Consider the following 1467-nt stretch of genomic DNA (forward strand, 5'->3'; position numbering starts at 1 on the left):
AGATGCCAAGCCCCGGCGACAAGCGGTCCATCTTCGCTTACGACGCCAACCACTTGGCGCGGATCATCGCCGGTCCTGATTTTGGCCAAGCCTTTGAGCAGGGCTGGATCGAAGGCGGCCTTCAGGCCGGGCCGCGGCTGCTGGTGAACGGCAAAGTTTCGCTGAACGTGAAGAAGGAAGGCTTTAAGGATCCGAAGATTCTTACCGGTGGAGGCGCCCGCAGCGCGCTCGGCCTGACCCGGGATCACCGGCTGATCCTGCTGACCACCGGGGGAGCTACCATTCCCCAGCTGGCGGAAATCATGAAGAAGGCCGGAGCCTACCAGGCCATGAACCTGGATGGCGGGGCTTCCAGCGGTTTGTACTATAACGGCAAGTACCTGACCACTCCCGGCCGGAAAATCAGCAATGCGCTTGTCGTGAAATTTCAATAAAACGGGGGACGCCCTGCCCTGCCTATCGGAAATAGCCTGAAGCGAATACGCTTCAGGCTATTCGTTTTTAAAACATAAAAATACCCCCAGACCGTTTTTCTAACGGACTGGAGGTAGGGAATCAATAACCGCATTATTCGGCCGTTACCGCCTTGCCCGGCTTCACGTTCGCATTCCCCGACGGGGCGTTCGCTTCCGGTGTCTGGTTGGTGGAACGAAGCGGCAGTTCTTTCAGGAAGAACACGAGCACCAGAGCAACGACAAGCACCAGCGTACCTGTAAGGAACACGGTGGATAGCGTATCACCCAGCGCGTGCCGGATGCTGTCGATCATTTGCACGAACAGTGCTCTGGCTTGCTCAGGCAGGCTCGCTTCCGTTTTTTCGACCAGCGGCTTGTTCATGAGCGTCTGCGGATTGGCGAAGGCGAGCATGCCTTGTGCCGTCTTCGGATCCAGAGAACTGAAGTCCGGAGCACTCGGCGACTGCAGCGCTTCTTTCAAATGTTTCGTCAAACTGTTCGACATAACCGTACCCATCACAGCGATACCGATCGTACCGCCAAGGTTACGGAACAGCTGCGTCGATGCGGTAACGACACCGAGCTCCTTATGCGACACCGCATTTTGCGTTGCCAGCGAGAAGACCGGCATCCCGAGGCCCAGGCCAATACCGAAAATGATCGTGCTGACGATCGTCATCGCGATGTTATCCATAAAGATCATCAGGCCCATGCCAATAATCATAACCGGCATCCCGATCAGGGCAAAGCGCTTGTATTTCCCGATTTTGGCGATCAATTGACCGGTAATGGCACTGGTGATGACCATACACAGCGACATCGGAAGCGTGACGTAACCCGCATAAGTCGGAGAAATAGCCAGCACGCCCTGCACGTAGAAGGAAATATAAATCATGGCTCCCATCAGGCCAAAGTTCATAATAAAGCCGATCAAGTTCGAGACCGTCACCACGCCGTTTTTAAACAAATGCAGCGGGAGAATCGGTTCCTTCACCAAGGTTTCCACATAAAT

At 55.0% G+C, this 1467-nt stretch carries 2 protein-coding genes; one reads left to right on the forward strand and one right to left on the reverse strand.

Annotated features, from left to right (window positions below; all coding sequences use genetic code 11):
- The coding region (locus CPT76_RS40605; protein WP_258168837.1) for a phosphodiester glycosidase family protein at positions 1-434 on the forward strand (434 nt) is incomplete at its 5' end.
- Between the two features lie 133 nt (positions 435-567).
- Here CPT76_RS40605 and CPT76_RS40610 read toward each other — a convergent pair.
- Positions 568-1467, reverse strand: a 900-nt coding sequence (locus tag CPT76_RS40610; RefSeq protein ID WP_258168838.1) for an MFS transporter, incomplete at its 5' end; no start/stop codon positions are given.

This window comes from Paenibacillus sp. AR247 (assembly GCF_002968895.1).
Classification (GTDB): Bacteria; Bacillota; Bacilli; order Paenibacillales; family Paenibacillaceae; genus Paenibacillus_AQ; species Paenibacillus_AQ favisporus.